The sequence below is a fragment of the Pandoraea oxalativorans genome, from assembly GCF_000972785.3.
Classification (GTDB): Bacteria; Pseudomonadota; Gammaproteobacteria; order Burkholderiales; family Burkholderiaceae; genus Pandoraea; species Pandoraea oxalativorans.
The window spans coordinates 1527915-1549649 of record NZ_CP011253.3; the positions used below are offsets into that span (position 1 = coordinate 1527915).

Annotated in this window: 17 protein-coding genes; 12 read left to right on the top strand and 5 right to left on the bottom strand. The window is 63.0% G+C overall.

The genetic code is table 11. The annotated features are described in order from the left end of the window. Positions 1–238: 238 nt before the first annotated feature. From macA to MB84_RS06975, 5 genes are all read left to right on the top strand, one after another. A complete protein-coding gene (gene macA / locus MB84_RS06955; protein ID WP_046291246.1) occupies positions 239–1441 on the top strand; it encodes a macrolide transporter subunit MacA in 1203 nt (400 codons plus the stop codon). A gap of 96 nt (positions 1442–1537) precedes the next feature. Then, complete coding sequence (locus tag MB84_RS06960; RefSeq protein WP_046293511.1) at positions 1538–3553, top strand: MacB family efflux pump subunit; 2016 nt, start codon at positions 1538–1540, stop codon at positions 3551–3553. Between the two features lie 20 nt (positions 3554–3573). Continuing rightward, the gene (locus MB84_RS06965; RefSeq protein WP_084009642.1) at positions 3574–5061 is read left to right on the top strand and encodes an efflux transporter outer membrane subunit; all 1488 of its coding nucleotides are present in this window, start codon (positions 3574–3576) and stop codon (positions 5059–5061) included. 73 nt (positions 5062–5134) lie between these two features. Beyond that, positions 5135–5962, top strand: coding sequence for an AraC family transcriptional regulator (locus tag MB84_RS06970; RefSeq protein ID WP_046291247.1), 828 nt, complete (start codon positions 5135–5137; stop codon positions 5960–5962). An 81-nt stretch (positions 5963–6043) separates the two neighbouring features. Continuing rightward, complete coding sequence (locus MB84_RS06975; RefSeq protein WP_084009643.1) at positions 6044–6469, top strand: cupin domain-containing protein; 426 nt, start codon at positions 6044–6046, stop codon at positions 6467–6469. A 267-nt stretch (positions 6470–6736) separates the two neighbouring features. On the opposite strand, the gene MB84_RS06980 is transcribed toward MB84_RS06975, so the two are convergent. Further along, positions 6737–7666 (bottom strand): LysR family transcriptional regulator, encoded by a 930-nt coding sequence (locus tag MB84_RS06980; RefSeq protein ID WP_046291249.1) that lies wholly within the window; start codon positions 7664–7666, stop codon positions 6737–6739. 99 nt (positions 7667–7765) lie between these two features. Here MB84_RS06980 and MB84_RS06985 point away from each other — a divergent pair, with 99 nt between their 5' ends. After that, positions 7766–9067 carry an MFS transporter gene (locus tag MB84_RS06985; RefSeq protein WP_046291250.1) on the top strand — a complete coding sequence of 434 codons (1302 nt, stop codon included), beginning with the start codon at positions 7766–7768 and terminating at the stop codon, positions 9065–9067. 291 nt (positions 9068–9358) lie between these two features. On the opposite strand, the gene MB84_RS06990 is transcribed toward MB84_RS06985, so the two are convergent. The 3 genes from MB84_RS06990 to MB84_RS07000 form a co-directional block, all read right to left on the bottom strand. Continuing rightward, positions 9359–11020 (bottom strand): ABC-F family ATP-binding cassette domain-containing protein, encoded by a 1662-nt coding sequence (locus tag MB84_RS06990; RefSeq protein WP_046291251.1) that lies wholly within the window; start codon positions 11018–11020, stop codon positions 9359–9361. A 269-nt stretch (positions 11021–11289) separates the two neighbouring features. Beyond that, positions 11290–12873: a sensor histidine kinase gene (locus tag MB84_RS06995; protein WP_084009644.1), complete on the bottom strand. Its 1584-nt coding sequence runs from the start codon at positions 12871–12873 to the stop codon at positions 11290–11292. A gap of 47 nt (positions 12874–12920) precedes the next feature. Next, positions 12921–13523 (bottom strand): response regulator transcription factor, encoded by a 603-nt coding sequence (locus MB84_RS07000; protein WP_046291253.1) that lies wholly within the window; start codon positions 13521–13523, stop codon positions 12921–12923. Positions 13524–14910: 1387 nt separating this feature from the next. Here MB84_RS07000 and cyoA point away from each other — a divergent pair. The 6 genes from cyoA to MB84_RS07030 all read left to right on the top strand — a co-directional run bounded on the left by cyoA (position 14911) and on the right by MB84_RS07030 (position 20498). Beyond that, positions 14911–15870: a ubiquinol oxidase subunit II gene (cyoA, locus tag MB84_RS07005; protein ID WP_425415902.1), complete on the top strand. Its 960-nt coding sequence runs from the start codon at positions 14911–14913 to the stop codon at positions 15868–15870. Between the two features lie 3 nt (positions 15871–15873). Beyond that, positions 15874–17880, top strand: a complete 2007-nt coding sequence (gene cyoB / locus MB84_RS07010) for a cytochrome o ubiquinol oxidase subunit I (RefSeq protein WP_046291254.1) — start codon at positions 15874–15876, stop codon at positions 17878–17880. Further along, positions 17880–18515 carry a cytochrome o ubiquinol oxidase subunit III gene (gene cyoC, locus MB84_RS07015; RefSeq protein ID WP_046291255.1) on the top strand — a complete coding sequence of 212 codons (636 nt, stop codon included), beginning with the start codon at positions 17880–17882 and terminating at the stop codon, positions 18513–18515. Before cyoB ends, cyoC begins: the two co-directional genes overlap by 1 nt. Continuing rightward, positions 18512–18883, top strand: a complete 372-nt coding sequence (gene cyoD, locus MB84_RS07020; RefSeq protein WP_046291256.1) for a cytochrome o ubiquinol oxidase subunit IV — start codon at positions 18512–18514, stop codon at positions 18881–18883. The genes cyoC and cyoD overlap by 4 nt, the downstream gene beginning before the upstream one ends. Before the next feature lie 2 nt (positions 18884–18885). Next, positions 18886–19812 (top strand): LysR family transcriptional regulator, encoded by a 927-nt coding sequence (locus tag MB84_RS07025; RefSeq protein WP_046291257.1) that lies wholly within the window; start codon positions 18886–18888, stop codon positions 19810–19812. A 119-nt stretch (positions 19813–19931) separates the two neighbouring features. After that, positions 19932–20498 (top strand): hypothetical protein, encoded by a 567-nt coding sequence (locus MB84_RS07030; protein WP_046291258.1) that lies wholly within the window; start codon positions 19932–19934, stop codon positions 20496–20498. Here MB84_RS07030 and MB84_RS07035 read toward each other — a convergent pair. Further along, positions 20399–21622: an NAD(P)H-dependent flavin oxidoreductase gene (locus MB84_RS07035; RefSeq protein ID WP_046293514.1), complete on the bottom strand. Its 1224-nt coding sequence runs from the start codon at positions 21620–21622 to the stop codon at positions 20399–20401. The two genes, MB84_RS07030 and MB84_RS07035, sit on opposite strands and share 100 nt — an antisense overlap. Between the last annotated feature and the right edge of the window lie 113 nt (positions 21623–21735).

The following is a 21735-nucleotide window of genomic DNA, read 5'->3' on the forward strand; positions in this document are numbered from 1 at the left end:
ACACTGTCTGTAACGAAACGACAGACACGGGAAAGGCGCCCCACCCGCCATGCAAACCCCTTAAAATCTCATCCTTTTGTGCTCCGAAGCGTGCCCGTCGCGCCCGGCGCGGCTTACTGGCCGGTAGATCGACCGATCTCCCGTTGGCGAACCGACCGGTCCACCGGCCCGAATGCGCTACGCGTGAAGTCCTTTTGACGTGTCCCGGACGTGTCTTTTTGATCGCCAACTTCGTTCCATGATCCAGTTCATTCGCCGTCGGCCTTATCTCGTTACCAGCCTCGTTGTGCTCGTCGTTCTCGTGGCGCTCGGTCTGCGCAGTCTCGCGACCCCGAAAGCGCCGCAGTACCTCAGCGCCAAGGTCGAGCGTGCCGACCTCGAAAACACGGTGCTCGCCACGGGTACGCTGGGCGCTTTCCAGCAGGTGGACGTTGGCGCACAGGTCAGCGGGCAGTTGAAGTCGCTCAAGGTCAAGCTGGGCGACAAGGTGACGAAGGGGCAGTGGCTCGCGCAGATCGATCCGGTGCTCGCACAGAACGGCCTGCGTCAGGCTGAGGCCGACGAGCAGAACCTTCAGGCGCAAAAGCGCTCGACGGCGGCACAACTCAGGCAGGCCGAACTGGCGTTTGCCCGTCAGCGCCAGATGCTGCCGGACGACGCAACGTCCCGTCAGGACTTCGAGTCGGCGCAAGCCAATCTGGATGTTCAGCGCGCCACGCTGATCGGACTCGATGCTCAGATTCGCAAGGCGAGCGTAGCCATCGAGTCGGCGAAGGCGAACGTGGGCTATACACGCATCGTCGCGCCGATCGACGGCCAGATCGTGGCCATCGTCACGCAAGAGGGCCAGACCGTGATCGCGCAACAGCAGGCACCGGTGATTCTGAAACTGGCCGATCTGGACACCATAACCGTCAAGGCGCAGGTCTCGGAGGCCGACGTCATCCGTATCTCGCCGGGACAGACCGCTTACTTCACGATCCTGGGCGATCCGGACAAGCGTTACTACGGCAAGCTGCGCGCCATTGAACCTGCCCCGCAAAACTTCCTGGACACGCAAAGCACGCTGGGCGGGGGCGCGACGCGCAACAACACGGCCGTGTTCTACAACGCGCTGTTCGAAGTGCCGAACCCCGATCATCGCCTGCGCATTTCGATGACGGCGCAGGTCAACGTGCTGCTCGGCACGGCTAAGCAGGCGCTGAGCGTGCCGGTGGCGGCGCTGGGCAAGAAGATCGGCCCGGATCGTTATGAAGTGCGGATTCTGCCTGCGCAGGGCAAGGGCGATGGCCAGGCGGTGACGCGTCAGATCGTCACCGGACTGAACAACAACGTGCGGGTCGAGGTGAAAGAAGGCCTCACGGCCGACGATCGCGTCGTCATCGGCGAGGCGGGCGATAGCACGCCGACGACGGACACCGCGTCCGGTGCGTCCCAATAAAGGGAGACGAGCGCGATGACGCAAGCTGCCGGTACGTCTTCTGTGTCACACGCGTCGCAAGCGCCTGCGCAGGTGCCCGACGTCCGTGCGCATCCGATGCTGGAACTCACGGGCATCACCCGGCGTTTTCCGGCCGGTGAGCGTGACGTGACCGTGTTGCGCGACGTCAATCTCACCATCGAAGCAGGCGAGATCGTCGCGATCATGGGGGCGTCCGGCTCGGGCAAGTCGACGCTGATGAACATTCTCGGCTGTCTCGACCATCCGAGCGAAGGCAGCTACCGCGTTGCGGGGCGCGAGACGCGCGATCTCGATGCCGACGCACTCGCGCAACTGCGTCGCGAGCACTTCGGCTTCATCTTCCAGCGCTACCACCTGCTGCCGCACCTCGACGCGGCGTCGAACGTGGAGATGCCGTCGGTGTACACCGGCACGCCCCATGCCGCGCGGCGTGCGCGCTCGGTGATGCTGCTGGAGCGGCTCGGACTGGTCGACCGCACGGAACATCGGCCGAGCCAGTTGTCGGGCGGACAGCAGCAACGCGTGAGTATTGCGCGTGCGCTGATGAACGGCGGCGACGTGATTCTGGCCGACGAGCCGACCGGCGCACTCGATACGCGCAGCGGCCGCGAAGTCATCCGCATTCTCAAGGAACTCAACGCGCTGGGGCACACGGTCATTATCGTGACCCACGACGAGAAGGTCGCCGCGCATGCGCGGCGCATCATCGAAATTCGCGACGGCGAGATCGTGGCCGACCGCGAGAATACGCCGGTGGAGATCGAGCCGGATGTCCCGTCGCCCGAAGAAGCCGCTGAGGAAGCGGTCGTCGCTGCGACGGTCCCGTCTGCCGACCCCGCTTCGGTGAACGCCAGTCACGGCGGGGCGATTGCGCCGCGTCGCTGGACCGGCGGCATCGACCGCTTTGCCGAGGCGTTCCGCATGGCGTGGATCGCGCTGATCTCGCACCGGCTGCGCACGTTCCTGACGATGCTGGGGATCATCATCGGCATCACGTCGGTCGTCTCCATCGTTGCCATTGGCGAAGGGGCGAAGCGCTACATGCTGGCCGAGATCGGCAGCATTGGCACGAACACCATCAACATCTATCCGGGCAAGGACTGGGGCGACAACCGCGCAACGGCGATTCAGACGCTTGTGCCCGAGGACGTGCACGCGCTCTCTGAGCAGATTTACGTGGGCAGCGCGACGCCCGAGACGGCGCGCAGTCTACTGCTGCGCTACCGCAATGTCGACGCGAGCGCGATGGTGACGGGCGTGGGCGAGCACTTCTTCCAGGTGCGCGGCATGAAGATCGGGCAGGGCATTGCGTTCGGCGCCGACGAAGTGCGGCGTCAGGCGCAGGTCGCCGTGATCGACCAGAACACGCGTCGCAAGCTGTTCGGCGCGAACCCGAATCCGCTGGGCGAAGTGATCTTCGTGGGCAATCTGCCGTGTGTGGTGATCGGCGTGACGGTGGAGAAGAAAAGCGCGTTCGGCGACACCAAGAGCCTGAACATCTGGGTGCCGTACACCACGGCAGCGGGGCGTCTGTTCGGTCAGCGCAACGTCGACAGCATTACGGTGCGTGTACGTGACGGTCAGCCGAGCAAGGCCGCCGAGAAGAGTCTGGAGACGCTCATGACGCAGCGTCACGGCCGCAAGGACTTTTTCACGTACAACATGGACAGCGTGGTGAAGACGGTCGAGAAGACGAGTCAGTCGCTCACGCTGCTGCTCTCGCTCATCGCCGTGATTTCGCTGGTCGTGGGCGGTATCGGCGTGATGAACATCATGATCGTGTCGGTGACGGAGCGTACGCGGGAGATCGGTATCCGCATGGCGGTCGGGGCGCGTCAGAGCGACATCATGCAGCAGTTCCTGGTGGAGGCCGTCATGGTGTGTCTGATGGGCGGCGCTATCGGGATTGCGCTTTCGTTCGGGGCGAGCTTTCTGTTCTCGCTGTTCGTCGAGAAGTGGAAGATGGTGTTTTCGATGGGCTCGGTCGTCACGGCATTCCTGTGTTCGACGCTCATCGGCGTGGTGTTCGGCTTCATGCCAGCGCGTAATGCCGCGCGGCTGGACCCGGTCGAAGCGCTTGCACGCGATTGAGGTATTGCCACATGACCAGAATGAAATCTACGACTTGCCACACTTCCGCTTCGTTCGCTTCGGCCGATCTGTCCGGCCCGTCGACGGCGCTGCGTCGTACGGTCCTCGCGTTGGCGTGCGCGGCAGCGCTGCTCACGGGCTGCGCCGGTGTGCGTCACGATCCGTTGCCAGCCGTGCCGGTGCCCGCGCAGTGGGCGGGTGCGACGGGGACGTCAGGGGCCTCGGGGGCGTCGCCTGCCGACGCTGGCAACACCGCAACGATTGCGCCCGACTTCTGGCGTGCGTTCGGCGATCCGGTGCTGGACCGTCTGATGACCGACGTGCTGGCCGTCAACAACGATCTGGCGGCGGCGGGGATTCGCGTTTATCGCGCGCAATTGCAGGCGGGGTTGGCGGATACGAACCTCACACCGTCCGTGACTGTTGGCGGCAACGCCACCGTGCAGCGCACGCTCGATACCCATGTAATGGCGCGCAAGAGCACCTTGTCGGCGCAGGCGTCGTACGAACTGGACCTGTGGGGCAAACTTGCGGCGCAACGCGATGCGGCGCGCTGGGAGTACGAGGCGACCGACGCCGATCGCGCGTCCGCGCGTCTGTCGATCATCGGTACGACGGCGCAGTTGTACTGGACGATTGGCTTCCTGAACCAGCAGATCGCCAACACCGAAGGCAACATCGCATACAGTGAACGGATTCTGGCGCTGGTACGCTCACGCTATGCGGCGGGGGCGGTGTCGGGGCTCGATGTGGCGCAGACGGAGGGCAATCTGGCCGACCAGCGCGCGGCGCTCACGCAGTTGGTGCAGCAGCGCACGGAGAACCGCAACGCTCTGGCGATTCTGTTCGACCGTCCGCCGGAACAGGCAGCGGCGGAGCCGTCGACGCTACCGACGCAGGCGTTGCCTGTCGTACCGGCGGGCTTGCCTGCGGAATTGCTGGGCCGACGTCCGGACTTGCGCGCGGCGGAGTTGCGCTTGCGGGGGACACTCGCGAATGTCGACATCACTCGCACGAGTTTTTACCCGACGTTCACGCTGACCGGTCAGGTGGGCACGACGAGCGCATCGCTGGAGCGGGTGTTGCAGAACCCGATCGCTTCGCTGGGCGCGGGGCTGGCGCTGCCGTTCATCCAGTGGAATACGATGCAGTTGCAGATCAAGGTTTCGCAGACGCAGTACGAGGAAGCGGTGGTGAATTTCCGCAAGAGCCTCTTTACGGCGCTGAGCGAAGTCGAAAACGCACTGTCGGCCCGCGAGCAACTGACGCGCGAGAGCGAGCAACGCGCGCTGTCGCTGGCGCAGGCACAGCGGGCCGAAACCTTGCTGCGTTCGCGCTATCAGGCGGGCGCTATCGGGGTGCAGCAATGGCTGGAGCAGTTGCAGTTGCTGCGCAACGCGCAAACGGCCGACGCGCAGGCGCGCTTGAACCGCTTGAACAACCGCATGGCGCTGTACAAGGCCCTGGGCGGGGCAGGGAATGCGTCTGATGCGAATCCGCCCGCTTGAGTGAGTCATATCGAGCGTGGTTTGAATCTGCGAACCGTATCGTGACGCGTGAGGTCATCCGAGGCGGTACATCATGAATCGACGGACATCCGCTTTAACCCCCGACTGGGTCAAGCACGCACAGCCGATCGAAGGCGTGGAGCGCTTCGAGGCGTGGTTTCGCGGTAACGCCTATTCGATGCATCGCCACGACACCTACGCGATTGGCCGCACGCTCGCGGGTGTTCAGAGTTTCAGCTATCGGCGGGGGCAGCGAAACAGTCTGCCCGGCAACACGATGGTGTTGCATCCCGACGAACCGCACGACGGTCAGGCGGGCACCGACGAAGGATTCCGGTATCGCATGATTTACGTCCATCCGTCGTTGTTTCAGGACGTGCTCGGCGGGCAGGCGCTGCCGTTCGTCGAAGGGGGCGTGACGACGGATCCGCGTCTGGCGGCGGCGACCGAGACGTTGCTGCAACACGTCAGCCACACGCTGGAGCCGCTTGAACAGAGCGACGCACTGACGGAACTGGCCCATGCGCTTGCGGCCGTCTCCGGCGCGCCTGCGCGCAAGACGAAGGGTGATTATCAGGCTGCGCGGCGTGCGCGTGATTTTCTGCATACGCACAGCGCACGGGTCGTCACGCTGGAAGAACTCGAAGCGGCGACGGGGCGGGACCGATGGAGTCTGTCGCGCGACTTTCGCACGTTCTACGGCACGAGTCCGTACCGGTATCTGACGATGCGACGTCTCGATGACGTGCGTCATCAGTTGCTTGTGGGCATATCCCTCGTCGATGCCGCATCGACGGCGGGTTTCGCCGATCAGAGCCATATGACGCGCCATTTCTCGAAGACCTTCGGACTGACGCCCGGCCGATGGCTTCAGGTCGCGAGCGGCATTCTGCCGGGCTAAAACAGCCACGCACAATCGTTCAATACGGCCGTGACGGGCATGCGTATCCTCGGCGCATTACCCCCACAAACGGAGAGAACGATGTCCCAAATCCCCATGCATCCCAACGCCCCGACGGATCGCGGCCAGTGCAAGGCCATCGACCCGATCCGCAAGATCGCGCTGATCGACGGTCACTGGCAACCGCGCGTGGTTGCCGAGATGAACGACTACCAGTTCAAGGTCGTGAAGGTCATCGGCGAGTTCCAATGGCATCGACACGCCGATACCGACGAAACGTTCATCGTTCTGGAAGGCGAGCTACGCATCGATTTCCGTGATGCGACGACTGGCGATGGTGCCATCGCGCTGCGCGCCGGTGAAATGGCCGTGGTGCCGAAGGGCGTCGAACACAAGCCGTTCGCAGAGTCGGAAGCCAAGCTGCTGCTCATCGAGCCGCGAGGCGTGGTGAACACAGGGGACGGCGAGGCAGGGGATCGGACGGTGGCGAACGATCAGTGGATTTGAGTTGAAGTGAGCTGAATATTCGCAGGGGCGTTTCGCATGCGTTACGATACGTCGACATCGTAGCGAAGCAAAAGCGCCACCGCCCGGATATCACAATCAAAATCGCGCTATGACAGAGCCCCCTCGCGTCATCCTCTACCGCTCATGCGCGCCGGCAACCGCATCGCCATCACCATCACCGCAGGCAGCCTCGACGTGCGAATCTACCCGGCTTTTGCGCCGCGGCCGGTGGTGGAAAATCTCCTGCGACGCAGCTTCTGCTCGGGCTTATGCGACGGAATCGCCGAGAGGCAAACATGCCGCATCCTTTTCCAGCGTTTCGATCAGTGCGTCGCGCATCACAGCGACGGGTCGCACAAGACGGCCAGGCAGCACGGCATGCACGAGCCACACGTTCAGCCCGCTATTGAACTCAGGCACATCGACGATCTGCAGCGCATTGCGATGCGGGCTGCGCGCCAGCACTTCAGGCGCAGCGAGCCCGACGCCCAAAGCGCGCGCGACCAGCGACAACTGCAGTTCCGAACCGAACGCTTCGACAGCGACGTTGAACGGCAAACCCGCCGCAGACATGGCGCGACTCAGCGCTGAACGCATTCCGCAACCGTCCTGGTTCAGCACCCAGGCATAAGCCGCCAGATCGGCGAGCGAGACGGGTTTGTCGGGCAGACTGAACGAGCGCGGCGCGACGACGACCGTGGGCTTATAGGCGAGAAGCGTCGACGTCAGGCCTGCCGGCAATGGCACGCCTTCCGGCAGAAGCACGACGACCGCGTCCGCCTTCGCCTTTTCGATGCCCTCCAGCAGTCCCGGCGACCAGCCCGCTGTCACGCGCAGCGTCAGCTTCGGAAACGCGGCACGCAGACGGTCGATGGGTTGCTCCAACGCCATCTCAGACAAAAACGGCGGTACCCCGATCCTAAACTCGCCTGCCGGCTCGCTATCAGGCGACGCGACGGCCAGCAGGTCGTCGACCGCACGTAGCACCGCGCGCGCAAGGCCATAGACGTCGCTTCCGGCCGCCGTCGGCTTGAGCGGCTTGCTCTGCCGGTCGAGCAACTCGATGCCGAGCATCGTTTCCAGATTCTGGACACGGCGCGTGAGTCCCGGCTGAGTCAAAAACAGTCTCTCTGCGGCCCGCACCATTGAGCCGCTTTCGACCACAGCCACGAAAGCCTGCAAGTCTCGCGTGTTCATAAAACAATCTCGCATAAACATTATCAAGATAATTCAATTGTCGCATAACGTTCTCGTCCTTAGGATAAGCCACACTCGTCCACCCGGAAGCCCAAACCCATGAGTCAACCTGCCGACACCTGCGCGCGCAAACTGCCCTGCGCTTCGCCGCCCTCACTGCAAGCGGATGCGTCCCCAGGCGGTGGCCTGACCACGTCATTGACGATTTTTTTTGCCGCCGCCGTCGGCGTCATCGTCGTGAACCTGACCGCCGCGCAACCTCTGACGGGGCCTGTCAGCCGAGCATTGACTCTGCCGCCCGAGCTTGCCGGCATGATCGCAATGCTCCCGCAACTCGGCTACGCCGCGGGTCTGCTATTGCTCGTACCGCTATGCGACCTCGTTGAAAATCGCCGCCTGATCGTCTGGACGCTCGCCTGCTGCGCGATGTTCCTCGGATTCGCGTCGCTCGCGCGATCGGGCTGGCTGTTTCTGGCATCGGTGTTCATGGCCGGGGCGACATCGAGCGTGATCCAGATGCTCGTGCCGATGGCGGCGTCGATGGCGCCTGAAAGCCGACGCGGACGCGCAGTCGGCAACGTGATGAGCGGCCTGATGCTGGGCATTTTGTTGTCGCGACCGCTCGCGAGCCTGATCGGCGGAGCGTTTGGCTGGCGTGCGTTCTATGGCATCGCGGCGTTGGCCGACTTGCTGCTTGCTGTCGTGCTGTTGACTCGGTTGCCGAGTCACACGCCGCAGACGGCTGCTCGCTACTTGGACTTGCTGCGTTCGCTGTGGACCTTGCTGCGCACCGAACGCGTCTTGCAGCGTCGCGCGACGCTTGCCGCGCTCGCACTCGGTGCGTTCAGCGCGTTCTGGACAGCCATTGCACTGCTTCTTGCCCAGCCGCCGTTTTCGCTGGGTACACAAGGCATTGCTGCCTTCGCGCTGGCGGGTGCAACGGGCGCGCTGGTGACGCCGCTCGCAGGCTACCTCGGCGATTGCGGGGCGGGGCGTGCGACACAAATCACCGCGCATCTGGTGATGATCGCGGCGGTACTCGTGCTCGCGGCTGCCGGGGCGGGCTGGGGCGGGTTCTCCGCGGCCACGCACCCCGTCCTTGCGCTCGCATTGCTGGTCGTCGGGGCGGCGGCGCTCGACGCCGGTGTGATCGCCGATCAAACGCTCGGTCGACGCGAGATCAACCTGATCAATCCGGCGGCTCGTGGCCGATTGAACGCGCTCTTTGTCGGCATCTTTTTCGTCGGCGGCGCAATGGGTGCTGCGCTGTCAGGCGCGGCATGGGCATGGGCGGGGTGGAATGGCGTGTGCGTCGTCACACTGGGGTTCGCGGTTGCCGTGTTTTTGTTCGGCTGCGTCGACCGTGCCGCGCAGTCAAGCAAGCGATCTCGGAATGCCTGAGCTCCGGCGCGATGTTCTACGTCTGAGTCGCGTTGATGGAATTGGAATTCAATACTGCATCCGCGAAATTTAACGGCATCGATATTGAATATTCGCAGGGTCGTTTCGCGCGCGTCACGATATGTTGACATCGTAGCGGCGCGAAGCGCCACTGCCACGCGATCCCGTTCTACGAGCGAGAGAGCTATGTGCTACACCCCGCGCCGTCCATGAAGAAGGTTCTGTCGACCTAAGGGAGGTCGAGGCAAGCAGACGACGGTCGACGTGCAACGCCGACCGTCAGGCAGCCACTCAGGCCGCAGCCTGTTCGCGCAGCCGACGGGCTTCGTCTCGCAGGAACTGCTGGTAGTCGTCCAGATCGCCGTCGAAGGGTTCGACGCCGCCGTTGGTGACCAGCCAGAACTCGTCACAGACGGCGCGCAGCAGGGCGCGGTCATGGCTGACGAGCATCACCGTGCCTTCAAACTCGTTGAGTGCCACTGCCAGCGCCTCACGCGTAGCCAAATCGAGGTGGTTGGTCGGTTCGTCGAGCAACAGCAGGTTGGGACGCTGCCACACGATCATGCACAACACGAGCCGCGCCTTTTCGCCCCCGCTCATCGTGCCCACCGCCTGATGGACCATGTCGCCACTAAAGTTGAACGTCCCCAGGAACGTGCGCAGCGATTGCTCCGTGCCGCTCTGGCCGGGCGCGCGCATCTGGGGCGGCGTGTCCCGCGCGAGGCGAATCATGTGTTCCATCGGCGTGTCGAGCGGGCGCAGCACGTCAAGTTCCTGCTGGGCGAAGTAACCGATGTTCAGTCCCTTGCCTTCACTGATCTCGCCATCGATCGGCGCGAGCGCATGCGCGACTGTCTTCACCAGCGTCGACTTGCCCTGACCGTTGGCACCGAGAATGCCGATGCGCTGCCCGGCCAGCACGGAACGGCTGATGCCCCGCACGATGACGGTGGGCGGCGTGCCCTGAGGGGCGTCGGCGGGGGCGGGGTAGCCGAAACTCGCGTCCAGCATCGACAACAGCGGGTTCGGCACGCTGAGCGGTTCCTTGAACTCGAAGTTGAATTCCGCTTCGGCAAGCACCGGCGCAACCTTCTCCATGCGTTCGAGCGCCTTGACCCGGCTCTGCGCCTGCTTCGCCTTCGATGCCTGCGCCTTGAAACGGTCGATGAACTTCTGCAAGTGGGCGATCTTCTCCACTTGCTTGGCCATCGCGGCTTGTTGCAAGACGAGCTGCTCGGCCCGCATGTCTTCGAACTTGCTGTAGTTGCCGCCATAGCGCACGAGCTTGGCATTGTCGACGTGCACGGTGACCTGCGTCACCGCATCGAGAAACTCGCGGTCGTGGCTGATCACGACCAGCGTGCCCTGATAGCGCTTGAGCCACGCTTCCAGCCAGACCAGTGCGTCGATATCCAGGTGGTTCGTCGGTTCGTCGAGCAACAGCAGGTCGGACGGGCACATCAGCGCGCGCGCCAGTTGCAGGCGCATGCGCCAGCCACCCGAGAAACTGTTGACCGGCTGATTCAACTGCTCGGCACTGAAACCGAGACCCTGAATCAGCGCCTGCGCGCGGGCGGGGGCATCGTGTGCCCCGGCGTCGTGCAGGTTCATGTAAGCGTGCGCCATGCGCATACCGTCGTCGCTGGCTTCGGCCGCGGCGACTTCCGCATGCGCGGCCATCAATACGGTGTCACCTTCGACCACGAAGTCGGTCGCTCCCTGCTCGGTCTCCGGCATATCCTGCGCGACCTGGCCCATCTTCCATGCCGCCGGAATCGAGAATTCGCCGCTATCTTCGTGCAGCGTGCCGTTGAGAAGGGCGAAAAACGACGACTTGCCAGCGCCATTGCGGCCGACAAGACCAATCTTTTCGCCAGGAGTGAAGGTGACGGACGCGCTGTCGAGCACGACGTTGACGCCGCGACGCAGCGTGAGATTACGGACGGAAATCATAAGGAGCTACCGCTAAGAAGACTGGCATGATAGCCGACCGGACGGGCGGGGCTGTCATTTTCCAGTCGCCGCACGCGTGAGCGTCCGTGCTCAGGGGCCCAATTCTATGTCGAGGCGTGTCCGACGACTGCTACATCTGCCGTTTTCGCTGTTCCAGTCGCGCTGCGAAAGCGGATCGAAAGAATGGCCGCTGCGGCCATTGCGGTGCTTGGCCTTCGACTGATTCTTAAGGGGGGCGACGCCAGTATTTGACTTCGACGCCAGCCAGATCAGGCTGGCGTAGCTTCCACCACCGGCGCCTTCGGTAACGTAATCGTAAACGTCGTCCCAACACCGACCTGACTGGCGACGTCGATGGTCCCCTTGTGGAATTCGATGGCGGCGTAGACCACCGCCAGTCCGACGCCGGAGCCATCTTCCAGCACCGCATTACTGCGCGAGCGGAAGGACATCCGAAAGATCTCCTTCAACTCGTCCGCAGGGATGCCGGTGCCGTTGTCGCGCAGCACCACCTCAAACGCTTCACCCTTATCCGTCACGCTCATATCGATGGCGGGCTGCGCCATCGTGTACTTCGTCGCGTTGCTGATGAGGTTGATGAACGCGTGGAACAGCACGTTGCTGTCGCCGATCATCCGGCTGTCCATGCCCGACGGCGCTTGCACCGTGATCGTCGCGTTCGGGAACATGTCCGACCCAACGCCGCGTACATCCTCCAGCAACGCCACCAGCGACAACTCCGCCCGCTTGCCGAATTTCGGGTCGTCCAGCGACGCGCTCTGCGCCGCATCCAACCAGTTCTGAATCAGGTTATTCAACTTCGCTACCGCTTCACGAATCTTCGTATAGCGCGCTGTCGAATCCGTTTCCTCGTTACGCGGGTTCAGCAGTCGTTGCGCGTGCCCATCGATCACGTTGAGCAACGTCCGGAACTCATGCGTGGCCATCGAGCGGAACGTCTTCTGGAAGTTATTCAGACGCTCCTCGTTCGCCAGCGCCCGCTGCAAAATGGTGTTCTTCGCCGTCGCGAGTTTCTGGTTACGCACCAGCGACGCCGTGCTTTCCTGAATTTTCGACAGCGTCCGGGAGAGCGTGCCGATCTCGTCGCCGCGCGAGAGCCACGGCAGGCGCAGCTTGTCCTTGCCCGACAGGGCGTTGCCCGCCATGCGGATCAGACGCGTCAGGGGCCCGAGAATCACGGTATCCACGTAAATCAGGCACAGGAGGGTGACGACGATCATCGCGGCAATCAAGGCATCGATTTGCAGCAGATGCTTGCGTGCCGTGCTGTTCTTCACCTCGACTTCCTTGATCAGCGACTCGGTGCTGCGAAACACCAGCGAGCCGAACGTGTTGTTCGCCTGTGTGTACTTATTGTTCGAGTCGCCGCGATAGAGCCTGGCGGCATCGCTCAGCTTGCCGGCCTGCGCAAGCTGAAACACCTGATTCGACGCACGGCGGTACTGGGCCCATTGCGACTGAAACTTCGAGAACGCGAGACGCAACTCGTCCTGGGCCAGCACCTTCTGATAACGCGCCGACGCGGACTTGATCTTGTCGTCGAACTCGTCCGCTGCCGTGCGGATGTCCGCAAGCGCCTTGGGCGACATCGGCGCAAGGGCCTCCGACTCCACCGTCCGGAAGTCGGAGATGTAATCGTTGAGTTCTTCGAGCAGGCTCAGATTCTCGATCTGGGTGCGCTCGGCAGCGATGGCGCGCTGCTGGGACGAGTCGACCTGATGGTGCACGGCGACGCCCACGGCGATCATCACCACGAGACACAGAGCGAGCAGGAGATACATCCGCCCCCGGATCGGGAGCGACTTGGGCGGTGTGGAAGACGCTTTCGACATGCGATGTCAGCAGTAATCAGCAGGAGGGGGCCGGCGCGGCGTCGCGCTCAGAGCTGAATGATATTGAGCAGGGCGGCACGCACCACGGCCTCGGTGCGCGTGGCGACATTCAGCTTCTCGCGGGCATTGTCGATGTGGAAGTCGACCGTACGCTTGCCCAAATCGAGAATGATCGCGATTTCGGCTGACGTTTTGCCCTTCGCCGACCATTGCAGCACTTCCACTTCTCGCTTCGAGAGGCCGAAGGGCAGCAGTGTACCTTCCTCCGGCGCGTCATGTTCGGTGTATTTGCGGATGACGGTGTCGAGCACGTCGAAATCCACCGGCTTGAGCATGTACTCGTCCGCACCGGTGCTGTGCCCGCGCATGATCGATTCCTTGTCGGCATTGCCGGTCAGGAAGATGAACGGAATCTTGCGTTCGCCCCGAATGATCCCGCGGGCGCTTTCCAGAAACTCGAAGCCGGTCATGCCCGGCACGTTGACGTCGCACACGATGATGTCCGGCATGAATGCGGCGAGCGTCGCCAGCGCGGCCGAAAAATCGTGTGCGACTTTCACGACATAACCGCGATCCGTCAGATCTTCACGAATCAGATCCGCCGAATCTACGTCGTCCTCGATACAGAAAACTTTGGTGGGAGATGACATCCCGCTGGCCCCGGTTTTTTATGGAATAGTCAAATCGTACTAAAAAATCACCGGACGACGAAATTTCGCCGAAATACCCGCGAATGACACGTCGCGCGCAATCCGACCAATTCGTTCTCGCACAATAAGAAAAGGACGGCGAGCGCAGTCCTTTCCGGGCGGGAGATATTCCATGAGCGCCCGATCAGGCGAGGAGGGCCGGGCAGATCTCAAAGGCGAGCCGCATGCCGATCAATGCCGTGTTCTGGAGGTTCTCGATCATGATTGTGTTCGCCGTCGTGAGGGGAGTACGGGGCTGAGGGGGCCGGTCAAGTGGCTTAGTAGCCGAACACATGCCCGACGTGGATGGCGCATTGCATGCCGGTTTCAATGCAGGTTTCGTTGTAGAAGAGGCTGTCGACGAGGTTGAGGATGAGGCTCATGGTCGTTTCTCCGGTGTTGGGGGCCAGTTAATTCCGTGGTGCAGATCAGCCGAGGGCCGAGACGATGATGCCGACGAGGCCGAGGATCGAGGCGAAGCCGTAGGTGACGAGTGCGGGCATGGTGTTTCTCCTTAAGTCGGTTTGTCTGGTTGGACGGCGCTCGCTGTGTTGCGTTAGCCGGTGAGTGAAGTATCGTCATCGCCCACTGGCCGCGAAACTGTGATTAATACAGGTCGGCCCGATTTTTGGAGGAATTGGCAGTCGTTCGAGATAAAAAAGTGCTTATTTCATGAGGGGTTACAGACGGTCGCTGCAAAACCCCGTATAAATCGCAGCGACTGATGAGCCACCAGACGTACCGCAACTACACGGCGTTCATGGAGGCAGAGTTGGCTGCGCTGCAAGTCCCCGGCTACGACATCGACCGGCGTAACTTCTTCGGCCGCTCGATCTGCTGTCGGCGGTCGCGACAGCCTCGGCCTGCAAGCCGGTGTGTCGTATCGGATGGCCCGCAAGATCGTGCTCGGTGCTGCCGTATCCAGCAACGTCTATGAAGCCGGAAATGGCCACATACCGGGTCCGGTGTCGACGACATGGTGCTTTTGATGTATGTAAATAAGGTTGCGTCGAAGCGATAATCAAAAGCGTCACTGAAAACACCGAAGAACGCCACGAATTAGCACTTCCTGGCGTTTTTTATGGGTCGCGGCGACACGAAATCTCGGTTTCGATGCGCGAACCGTCAGTTCCCCCAGTGCGTCATTATGTCGCGATGTATGGAATATGCACATGCGTAGCATTCGTCACGCAAATGTTGTATTCATACATAGAGGTTTAAGATGTCCATGCATAACGTCTCGCTCACCCGCAGAGGAAGGGCAGACACCTCACCCGGCGCGCATTGGCGCACGTGGTGCGCACGCGTCGCCGTTGCGATGGCGATGGTGCCCATGAGCGGCTGCACGATGGAGCTGTTTGACCCCAAAGGCAGTGTCGGCGAGCAGGAGAAACACCTGATCCTGATCGCGCTGGGCGTCATGCTGCTTGTCGTGATCCCGGTCATCGTGCTCACGCTCGTATTCTTCTGGCGCTACCGCGAGACCAACACCGCGGCGACCTACTCGCCGAAGTGGTCTCACTCCACCAGGATCGAAGTCGTCGTGTGGACGATTCCTGTGATCATCGTCGTGGCGCTTGCCGTGATGATCTGGGAGACGACGCACAAACTCGACCCCTATCAGCCCATCGAACCCATCGCCGCCGACAAACCGCCGGTGCGCGTGGAGGTCGTGGCGCTGAACTGGAAGTGGCTGTTCATCTATCCGGACTACAAGGTTGCGACAGTCAACAAGCTGGTGCTGCCGGTCGACACGCCCGTGGAATTCAAGATCACGGCCGAGTCGCTGATGAATGCGTTCTTCATTCCGCAACTGGGCAGCATGGTCTACGCGATGTCGGGCATGCAGACCAAGCTGCACCTGATCGCAAACGAGACCGGTACCTACGCGGGCATGTCGTCCGCCTATAGCGGTCCGGGTTTTTCCGACATGCACTTCAAGGCACACGTTACGTCGCAGAGCGACTTCGACAAGTGGGTCAGGCAAGCGCAGGCCGTGCCCGATACGCTTGACGCACGGACCTACGTGAAGCTCGAACAGCCGGGCACCGCGGCGCCCGTCGCCATCTACGCCAACGTGATGCCGGGCCTGTTCGACGCGGTCGTCGGCAAGTACATGGGGCCGATGGACGGTGGTGCGCAAGGTATGCAAGGCATGCGTGTCTCGGGCAACAGCGCCATCGACGACATCATCGCCGCCGCCAATTGCCGCGTGGACGGCCAACTGGACAGCCGCGCGCTTCTCGCGCAGCGTCCCGAGCGCGAGGCCGGTGCACAGCCCGCATCGCAGCGCGCGCTCACGGAGTAAGTCATGTTCGGAAAACTCGATCTCGACGCCATCCCGCTGCACGAGCCCATCATCATGGGCACGCTCGTCGTCGTGCTGCTGGGCGGTGCTGCGCTGCTCGGCGCCGTCACGTATTTCAAGAAGTGGGGCTATCTCTGGACGGAGTGGATCACCTCCGTCGACCACAAGCGCATCGGTGTGATGTACATCGTCCTCGCGCTCGTCATGATGCTGCGCGGCTTTGCCGACGCGATCATGATGCGCGCGCAGCAAGCCATCGCCGCCGGTGGCGAAGCAGGCTATCTGCCGCCGCATCACTACGACCAGATCTTCACGGCGCACGGCGTCATCATGATCTTCTTCGTGGCCACGCCGCTGGTGCTGGGCCTGATGAACGTGATCGTGCCGTTGCAGATCGGCGCGCGCGACGTGGCGTTCCCGTTCGTTAACTCGCTGTCGTTCTGGCTCTCGGCCATGGGCGCGGTGCTCGTCATGATGTCGATGTTCGTCGGCGATTTCGCCGCGACGGGCTGGGTCGCCTATCCGCCGCTCTCGGAACTGGGGTATAGCCCGACGGTCGGGGTGGATTACTACATCTGGTCGCTACAGATATCGGGGCTGGGCACCACGCTGACCGGCATCAACTTCATCGTCACGATCCTGCGCATGCGTGCGCCGGGCATGAACCTGATGAAAATGCCGGTGTTCACGTGGACAGCGCTGATCACCAACATCCTGATCGTCGCGGTGTTCCCGGTGCTGACGGCCACGCTAGCCCTGCTCACCGCCGACCGTTACCTCGGCATGCACTTCTTCACGAACGAACTCGGCGGCAACGCCATGATGTACGTGAACCTGATCTGGATCTGGGGCCACCCGGAGGTGTACATCCTGATCCTGCCCGCGTTCGGTGCGTTCTCGGAGATCATCGCCACGTTTTCGCGCAAGCCGCTGTTCGGCTACAAGTCGATGGTCTACGCCACGTCGTCGATCGGCATTCTGTCGTTCTTCGTCTGGCTGCACCACTTCTTCACGATGGGTTCGGGCGCGAACGTCAATGCCTTCTTCGGCATCATGACGACGATCATCTCGATTCCCACCGGCGTGAAGCTGTTCAATTGGCTGTTCACGATGTATCAGGGCCGCATCCGTTATCACTCGGCCACGCTCTGGACCATCGGCTTCATGGTGACATTCGCCATCGGTGGCATGACCGGCGTGCTGCTAGCCGTGCCGGGCGCGGACTTCGTGCTGCACAACTCGCTGTTCCTCGTGGCGCACTTCCACAACGTGATCATCGGTGGCGTGGTATTCGGCTGCCTCGCGGGCATTACGTTCTGGTTCCCGAAGGTCTTCGGCTTCACGCTCAACGAACGTTGGGGCAAGTTCTCGTTCGCGTGCTGGCTGATCGGCTTCTACCTTGCGTTCATGCCGCTGTACGTGCTCGGCTTCAAGGGCATGACGCGCCGCATGAACCACTACGTGCAGGCCGACTGGCAGCCGTACCTCATCGTGGCGGCGGTCGGTGCCGCAGTGATCGGTCTGGGCATTCTGTCCTTCGGGGTGCAACTCGTCGTGAGCGTTCGCGAGCGCAACGCCAATCGCGATCTGACGGGCGATCCGTGGGACGCGCGCAGCCTCGAGTGGGCGACGTCTTCGCCTGCGCCGTTCTACAACTTCGCGCATGTGCCGCACATCGACTCGCTGGAGCAGCATTGGGACGACAAGGAACGCGGTCTGGCCTACGGGCAGCCTACGCACTACGAAGATATCCACATGCCGCGAAATACCGGCACCGGGTTCATCGTCTCGGCGTTCAGCTTCGTGATGTGCTTCGCGCTGATCTGGCACATCTGGTGGCTGGCCGGTGCGAGCCTGATCGCGACGATTGCCACGTTCTTGTGGCGCACCTACGACCGCGACGTCGATTACTACGTGCCGGCGGCCGAAGTAGAGCGTATCGAAAACGCCCGCTTTGCCGACCTGCGTGCCGCGCATCGCGCGCGTCAATCCCTGCAAAAGGCCGCCTGATGTCCTCGGCATCCCTTCATACCTCACACGGTCACGGCGCGGCTGTCGGCGCCGACGCCCACGCTCACGGGCACCACGACGCAGGCGCGACGACGACGCTCGGCTTCTGGATCTACCTGATGAGCGACTGTCTCATCTTCTGCGTGTTGTTCGCGACGTTCGGCGTGCTCGCCGCAAATACGGCGGGCGGGCCGACCGGCCGCGAGCTGTTCGAGCTGCCGTTCGTGCTCGGCGAGACGATGCTGCTGCTGCTCTCGAGCTTCACGTTCGGGCTGGCGTCGCTGTCGATGCGTCCGGGCAACGAGCGCGTCGTTCAGCGCTGGCTCTGGATCACGTTCGCACTCGGCGCGGCGTTCGTCGCAATGGAAGTCTATGAGTTCTCGGCACTGCTGCACGAAGGCGCAGGCCCGGGGCGCAGCGCGTTCCTCTCGGCGTTCTTCACGCTGGTGGGCACGCATGGTCTGCACGTCACGTGCGGCTTGCTGTGGCTCGTCGTGATGATCCATCAGATCGGGCGCTTCGGCTTCGATCCGGTCGTGCGTCGCCGTCTGCAATGCCTGAGCCTGTTCTGGCACTTTCTGGACCTCGTCTGGATCTGTGTCTTCACCTTCGTCTATCTGCGGGAGTTCGTATGACGAGCGCGCAAGTTCACGACCACGGCGCTTACGCCTCGCAGAGTCATCTGCGCGATTACGTCGTCGGGTTCTTCCTGTCGCTGGTGCTCACGTTCGCGTCGTTCGGCGCGGTCATGCTCAAGCTGGTGCCGTCCGGCTGGGGGCTGGCGACCATCGTCGTGCTGTGTGTGGCGCAGTTGGTGGTGCAACTGGTGTACTTCCTGCACATCGGGGCGAAGCGCAGCCAGCGCCAGAACTCGGCCATCTTCCTTTGCACGGCCGGGCTGATTGCGATCATCGTCGCGGGTTCGTTGTGGGTGATGCATAACGCCAACGAGAACATGATGCCCACGCACATGTCCATCGACCGGGCAAAGCTGCGCGATTGACCATGGATCGCCTCAAGTGCATGGAGGTGTTCGTGCAAGTGGTGCGCGCGGGCAGCCTGTCTGCCGGTGCCACCGCCTGTGGCATGTCGGCCGTCACGGCCACGCGTCACGTGCAGGCGCTCGAAGCCCGGCTCGGCCAGCCGTTGCTGCGCCGAGCCGGACGGCGTCAGGTGCCCACCGAACTCGGCGCGCGCTACTACATCGAGTGTGCCGAAGTGCTCGCACGGGTCGAGACGGCTGACGCTTTGGGCGACGGGGGGCCTGCGGGCGCACTGCTCGCGTCGGCGATCTCACGGCCTGTCGGACAGATTCGTGTGAGTGCACCGACAACCGTCGGATCGCATCTGCTCATGCCGATCTTCGCAGAGTACTTGCAGACGCATCCGGACGTGGCGCTCGACCTCGCGCTCAAGGACCGTGCCGTCGATCTGGAGGAAGAGGGCATCCACGCCGCGTTTCAGGCAGGCGGCAATCCCGAACCGGGGCTGGTCGCGCACACGCTGCGCGGCGTGACGCGCGTGGCGTGCGCGTCGCCCGGCTATCTCGCGCGACGAGGTGTGCCCCGTCAGCCCGCCGATTTGGCCGGGCACGACTGCCTTGGCTTTCGTTACGACGAGGTACTGGGGCGCTGGGCGTTCGCACCGGCGGGGGCGTCGGGCGATGCCCGTCTCATCGCGCACAATCCGCTTGCGCAGCTTCAGGCGGCGGTGCATGGCATGGGCATCGCGCTGCTCCCCGAGTACCTGCTCGCGCCGGAGGTGGAGGCGGGGCGTCTGGTGCGTGTGCTCGAAGCGCAGGCGCAAGTGAGCGAGCCGATGCATCTCGTGCATCTGGCGGGCCGCTATGTGTCCGCCAAGCTCGACGACTTCGTGCGCTACATGGTGGCCAAGCTCGGGCCGGACGTCTGTCCGGTGGCTTCATCGGTTTGATGCCGGTCTGATCCGGCGGTCACGAACTTCGGCTAAGATGCAGCCATCGACGTCGTGGCCGATGCGATATCTCCAAGAGCGGGGCCTTTCGACCCCGCCATCCCTTAGATCCGGCAATCATGCTATCTGGCAACGCATTGCGACGCCTGTTCGCCTGTACCTTTGCGGGCACGGCGCTTGTCTGGACGACGGCGGCGCTCGCGCAGCCGCCGCAATACAAGAACGACGCGGAGTTGATGGGCGCGGCGATTGCGTCGCCTGAGGGCGTCGGTCAGGTCCTCGACCGGCTCGTGCAGAAGTGCGGGTTGTACGGCGAGCCGACCAAGGCGCACGGGAATGCCGTGTTGCGTGCATGGCAGGCGCGCCATCGCGACTATCTCGCTGAAGGTCAGCGCGTGCGCGACGAACTGCGCGCCGTCTACGCCGACGCGGAGGCACGTGCGCGCTTCGACGATCTCCTGACCGACCAGTTTCCGAAGCTCGTCGAACGCCAGTTCGTCGTGTACTCGAACACCATCGACGATCAGCCGACGCAAACCGCGAAAGCGGAGATATGCGACGGTTATTTCAATGCGGTGGACGAACGTCAGTTCGACCTCAAGGTGAACGACCCGGCACTCGCGGCGTTTTTCGACAAGCGGATGGCCGGGCGGACGTCGTCCGGCAATTCTCCGGTGAGCAAGTAGCGCATCAGGTCCGCCACAGGACGAATGCGCTCGCCGAACGGCAGCGGATCGCGGCCACGGAAGAAGAGGCCGCGCGCCACGTCGCCACGCACGGCTTGTGCGAGCTTGAGGTCGATGCAGAACTGACCGATGCGCGCAACGCCGTCGCGCAAGCCGCACGCCTGCAAGCAATCGAACCCCTCCAGACACTGACGCACTTTCGCTTTCGCCTGCAAAGCCGACTCGCGTGAGAGGTATTTCTTCAGCCACGGTGTGAGCACCGCCCGCGCGGGTAATCCCGCGACGCTGGTGAACTCGGCGATGTCTTCCGGACGCGCACTCGCCAGCACTTGCTTGAAGTCGGGGTGCGCGTCGGATTCTTCGGTGACGGCGAAGGCCGTGCCCAACTGAACGCCTGCCGCGCCTTGCGCGAGCCAATGCCGGACTTGCTCGTGACGATGAATGCCGCCCGCAACGATGAGCGGCACCTGCGTCCACGCGATGCCCAGCGATGCGTAGATCTCGCGGCATTCCGTCAGCACGCGCTCGAAGGAAAAGCGCGCATCGCCCAAATCTTCGATGCGCGACGCACCGAGGTGGCCGCCCGCGTGCGCCGGGTGCTCGATGACGATGGCGTCCGGCAGCCGACCCTTCTTCATCCACTTGCGTAGCACAAGACTCACGCCACGCGAGTCCGACAGAATCGGGATCAGCGCAACGTGCGGATGCGCAGCGGTGAGTTCCGGCAGATCGAGCGGGAGACCGGCGCCCATGACGATGGCGTCCGCGCCGCTCTCGCATGCCTGACGCACGAGCGACGCATGCGCGCTCACCGCCTTCATGACGTTGACCGCCACAAGGCCATTGCCGTCGGCAATCGCTTTGGCCGCGCGGATTTCGCGGTCGAGCGCAATCAGGTTGACGGCTTCGATGGCGGCCTTGCAGTTGGATTTACCCGGTGTGCCGTCCACCTGAGCGAGCAGATCGGGGTGATGGTGGCGCAGGTCGATGCTCGCAATCGTGCCCATGCCGTTGTGCTTCGCCACCGTGCCCGCCAGCCGGTGCGCGGAGATGCCGATACCCATGCCGCCTTGCACCACCGGCACCAGCCGGCGGCCGGCCAGCGTCAGCCATTGCTCGTTCATGTCAGATCCGTTCGTCGAAAAATGCTGGCGCACGAAAGCATGCGGCGCAGCCGTTCCGGCAGTCTGGCATTCGCTTCGCGAACGGTTCTTGCGATGGGTCAAGCGCGGGCGCG